Below are 4,886 nucleotides of genomic sequence, written 5' to 3'. Positions count from 1 at the left end.
TTTTTCGGAAAAATAGGTTGTAATGGGAGACTCTTTGTTTTCCTAGACAAAAATAATTACTTTTTCAAAAAAACACTTTTCTATTTTTTTGTTGGGTATTTTATTCTCTGGAAGTCCCTTAATTGAGGAGGCAGCAGATGGGGAGTGGTCACTGATAACTGATAACTGGTCACTGATAACTGATAACTGATAACTGATAACTGGTCACTGATAACTGGTCACTGATAACTGGTCACTGATAACTGATAACTGATAACTGAAAAAGGTGGGAATTACCCACCTTTAACTTGATTTTTGCTGAATTTGTCTAGCGACTGCTACGATCTTGGTCTAAGACGCTGACGGGGAAATTATTATAACTAACGTGATGTTTGCTAGTTTTCTGAATTTCTTCTTTGATTTGATCTAGATCAACATAGCGATCGGCTACATTAATTAAACTATCACTGGTCATCGATCGCAAACTAACCACTTCCACTCGCGCACCACGGTAACTGACGGAATCGGCAGCATAGGCCAAATCCCCATCACCACTGACAATGACTGCGGTATCATAGGAACCCACTAGAGCCATTAAATCCACGGCAATTTCCACGTCAAGATTGGCTTTTTTGGAACCATCGGGTAATTGTACTAGATCTTTAGCGATGACTCGATAACCGTTGCGACGCATCCAGAGGAGAAATCCCTGCTGTTTTTCGTTAGTGCGATCAACTCCAGTATAAAAGAAGGCGCGCAAGAGACGAGAACCAGCAGTTAAACGACAAAGTAATTTGGTGTAGTCAATTTCGATACCTAATTGCAGAGCCGCATAAAATAAATTAGAACCATCAATGAAAATCGCCACACGGCCGCGATTTTCTAGCACTTGTTCGGGGGTGAAGACTGGGGCTGTATCATAATCATCAAACATTTTATTTTTCCTCGTTTGTTTGTTAAAAGTTTAGTGTTGGGTGTTTGCCAGTTGTATCCGAAAGGACAACAGACCTTAAAAAATAGAGTTATCAAAAAATTCCTTTAGGAATCGTTTAACGGCAGTTCTAGTTTAGAAAAGATCGGTTCAGGTGTTCCTAGTTGTGGATTTGTGGGTAATCCCCATTGACAGTGTTGGGAAAAAGAGACACCATCAGGGGAGTTTTCCCCATCCTCCGACCTGAAAGTATTAAAATCAATAACAAAACCTAGTTGTTGATAAATTTTACTGCTCAAGGTCGGTATTATCGGTGAGAGTAGGTAGGCAGAGAGTCTTACGGATTCCAAAACTGCGTAGAGGACTTGTTCTACCGCTGCTTGTTGTTTCTGTTTAAATAAACTCCAGGGCGCACTCTCATCGATAAACTTGTTACTAGCGCGAATCAACGCCAATATTTCCTCACAGGCTTGATTAAATTGTAGCGCATCATACTTCTGTTCAACAATAACCCCTAGATTGATCCCCATATTCTTAAGACGATTATCGTTGGGGATATCTACGCCAGTCAACTGGGGAGGGATATTTTGGCAGTATTTTTTGACCATGCCTAGGGTGCGATTGAGGAGGTTGCCTAAATCGTTGGCTAAATCCGCGTTAAGAATATTAACAAATCTGGTTTCCTGAAAATCGCCATCCTGTCCTAATTCAATCTCTTTGACGAAATAGTAACGGACGGCATCGGCCCCATAGCGCTCAACCAAATCGAAGGGATCGAGGGTATTACCGAGACTTTTGCCCATTTTCCGCCCGTCTTTGGTCAAAAAGCCATGGCCGAACACTCTTTTGGGCAAGGGTAAACCCGCCGACATTAGCATAGCCGGCCAATAAATGGCATGGAATCTTAATATATCTTTACCGATCAGATGCAGATCGATCGGCCACCATTTGGCCAAGGCATTTTCTAGGGTGGGTTCGTCTTCCGGGTCGAGAAGGGCGGTAACATAGCCAAGAAGGGCATCAAACCAAACGTAGATGGTATGCTGACCATCGTGGGGAATGGGAAACCCCCAAGCCACATTAACCCTAGAAATGGAGAAGTCCTGTAGTCCTTGGTTAACGAAGTTGAGAACCTCATTACGCCGGCTTTCCGGTTGAATAAAATTGGGTTGATCTTGGTAAATTTGTTCTAGTTGCGCCTGATACTTAGAGAGACGGAAAAAATAGTTTTCCTCGTCGCGCCATTCGGCGGCCAGATTAGTATGAATGGGACAACAGCCATTATCTAACAGTTCTCTTTTTTCCTTAAATTCTTCACAGGCAACGCAATACCAACCCTGTTGGCGATCGAGATAGATATCGCCCTTTTCCCAGACTCTTTCAAAAAATTCGTTAACAATTGCCTGATGACGGGGGGCAGTGGTACGACTAAAGCGATCATACTGGATCTGTAGCTTTGCCCAGAGATTGGCAAAACTGGTGGCAATGCGATCGCAGTGTTCCTGGGGAGCGAGTCCTTTGGCTGCCGCAGTCCGTTCGATTTTCTGTCCGTGTTCGTCGGTTCCTGTAATTAAAAGGACAGAATTCCCCTGTAACCGCTTCCATCGTGCCATAACATCCGCTACGATCGTTGTGTAGGCACTGCCGATGTGAGGGATATCGTTGACATAATAAAGAGGTGTTGTTAAAGCAAATGTTTTTCGCTCATTCAAATCATTCATGAAATTTATTTTTTTAAATAGACGAGGCCGCCCTGGTGGCAGTCTGTAGATGATTGGGACATAATCCCCATATTTTATGATCCTCTAATTCTGTTTTATCCTTTAGTTGTGATCTAAGTCAATAAAAACAATCTTAAGGCCGATTTTTTTTTTCCATGACGCTGCTTACCCCCCTATCTACCTCTCGTTTAATTCTTGATACCACGCGCACGAGTCTGTTTACCGTCGGTCAAGAAAATCTACCCAGTCAAGGAGTGGCGATCGTGGTAAGTAACCATCGTAGCTTTTTGGACGCGCCGATTTTAATTCAAGCTTTGGGCAAAACTCTCCCGATCGCCTGTCATCACTACATGGGAAAAACGCCGCTTTTGCGGGAATTAATCGGAGAATTGGGCTGTTTTCCCTTTGATACCCCTGAAAAACGCCACCAGACTTTTTTTCGGCAAGCAACAGATTTTTTACAGTCTGGACGATGGATCGGTTTATTTCCAGAAGGTGGATCGCCGATGTTAAATTTGACTTATCCTCGTCAAATTAGCCGTTTTCAAAGCGGATTTGCCCATTTAGCCCTGGGTTGTCCCGTGGAAAATCTATCTGTCTTACCTGTGGCTATTCTCTCTGAGTCGGAAACCGCTATTAGTCCTTTTCCCGTGCGTTTGCTACGCTGGTTAGATACCACGGAACCTTTATTCGATCAAGATGGTTGGCATCCCGTTGTATTTTATCATCGTGTCAAGGTGGCGATCGGTCGTCCCTACGGAATTACTGAGAGCGATCGCTCAGATTATCAAGGTAAACAAGGAAAAAAAGCCCTTAATCGTTTAATTGGTCATTGTCAGTCGGAAATTAGCGATTTATTGCTGAAGGGCTAACGAATTCAGGAGGCAGGAGATAGCCTTGAATCAGTTATCAGTTATCAGTTATCAGTTATCAGATGTGAGTTTTCAGTTCACTGATTACTGTTTACTGTTCACTGAAAATACTGGTTCTTCGTTACTTGGTAATTGATTAGTTCGCTCTAGAAAAAAACAATTAACAAAAATCGCTAAATGCCTTTCTATATAAGGGTTCCATCCCTTATAACTCCCGTCCATTGCATAACACAAACCGAAGAGCCAAAATACTTCTCACTTCCTAACTCATAATTCATAATTGATAGTGGAGTGATTTGTTATAAGTAGGGAGGCACAATTATTTGTAGGATGGGTTAGCAGTAGCCTAACATGATCTTTTAAATAATTGGGTTGGGTTTCGTTCCTCAACCCAACCTACGGCTAGAAAATCTCAAAAAAAATCGACCCGCCCTTAGGCGGGAGACAAAGGGCAAAAAAGCAAAAGAACAAAGGGTTAAAGTCCTGGGGAGACACACGCAACCCGAAAACCGTTGTAGTTGAAGTCGGGGTAGTTCCTGCCGCGGACGGCAGAACGACAGAAATAAGGGATGATGTCCCAAGAACCGCCGCGCAGACACTTGAGATGAGAACGATTATCATTATTAATAAGCCACGCCGATCCATCCTTTGGCGCTCCGATATAGTTATCGTGCCAATCGTCTTCGCACCACTCCCAAACATTGCCACTCATGTCATAGAGTCCCCAAGCATTGGGCCTTTTCTAGCCCACAGGATGAGTTTTATCCTGAGAATTTCCGCCATACCAAGCATAATTTCCTAACTGATTAGCATCATCACCGAAATAATAGCGAGTGGTAGTCCCCGCACGACAAGCATATTCCCATTCCGCTTCCGTGGGGAGGCGATAGGTTTTCCCGGTTATTTGACTCAATTTCTGACAAAAAGCTTGAGCATTGTTCCAACTAACCTGTTCTACCGGATTTTGTGGATTATTTTTAAACGGAGAGGGATTTGTTCCCATTACTGCTTGATATTGTGCCTGAGTGACTGGATATTTCCCAATCGCAAAACTGTTGACTTTAACTTGGTGTTGAGGCTTTTCATAGCTTTTAGCATCGGGATCACTGTCAGCAGATCCCATGAGAAATTGACCTGCTGGTAAGTTCACCATCTCTAGTGTGACTCGATTGGGTAGTTTTTCGGTAAATGGAGTAGGTGAAACAGGCTTTTTGACTGCTGCCGGTGCTGGTGGAGGTGACGGGGGAGAATTCCATCCCACAGGTTGTAAGGCATTTAAAACCTGTTGTGCTGTCCATCTTTGTTTTCTATCTTTTTGCAAACACCCTTCAATAATCGGTTTAAACTCTTTCGGTAAACTGGGGATTTGTAGCTCACAATTCA

The 4,886-nt window shown here is 43.2% G+C and carries 3 protein-coding genes and 1 pseudogene; 1 reads left to right on the top strand and 3 read right to left on the bottom strand.

All coding sequences use genetic code 11. The features are described from left to right. Positions 1-307: 307 nt before the first annotated feature. The gene (locus tag EWV66_RS00890) at positions 308-913 is read right to left on the bottom strand and encodes a LabA-like NYN domain-containing protein (protein WP_002743578.1); all 606 of its coding nucleotides are present in this window, start codon (positions 911-913) and stop codon (positions 308-310) included. A gap of 104 nt (positions 914-1,017) precedes the next feature. Continuing rightward, complete coding sequence (metG, locus tag EWV66_RS00885; protein WP_287107523.1) at positions 1,018-2,631, bottom strand: methionine--tRNA ligase; 1,614 nt, start codon at positions 2,629-2,631, stop codon at positions 1,018-1,020. Between the two features lie 155 nt (positions 2,632-2,786). Here metG and EWV66_RS00880 point away from each other — a divergent pair, with 155 nt between their 5' ends. Beyond that, positions 2,787-3,503: a lysophospholipid acyltransferase family protein gene (locus EWV66_RS00880; protein ID WP_185236852.1), complete on the top strand. Its 717-nt coding sequence runs from the start codon at positions 2,787-2,789 to the stop codon at positions 3,501-3,503. 475 nt (positions 3,504-3,978) lie between these two features. Here EWV66_RS00880 and EWV66_RS00875 read toward each other — a convergent pair. Next, positions 3,979-4,886, bottom strand: a pseudogene (locus tag EWV66_RS00875) (formylglycine-generating enzyme family protein); the annotation flags it as partial.

The organism is Microcystis sp. M_OC_Ca_00000000_C217Col (assembly GCF_007095585.1).
In the GTDB taxonomy this organism is placed as follows: domain Bacteria; phylum Cyanobacteriota; class Cyanobacteriia; order Cyanobacteriales; family Microcystaceae; genus Microcystis; species Microcystis panniformis.
The sequence above is the reverse complement of the archived record's forward strand: the minus strand, read 5'-3'. Positions and strand labels throughout refer to the sequence as shown.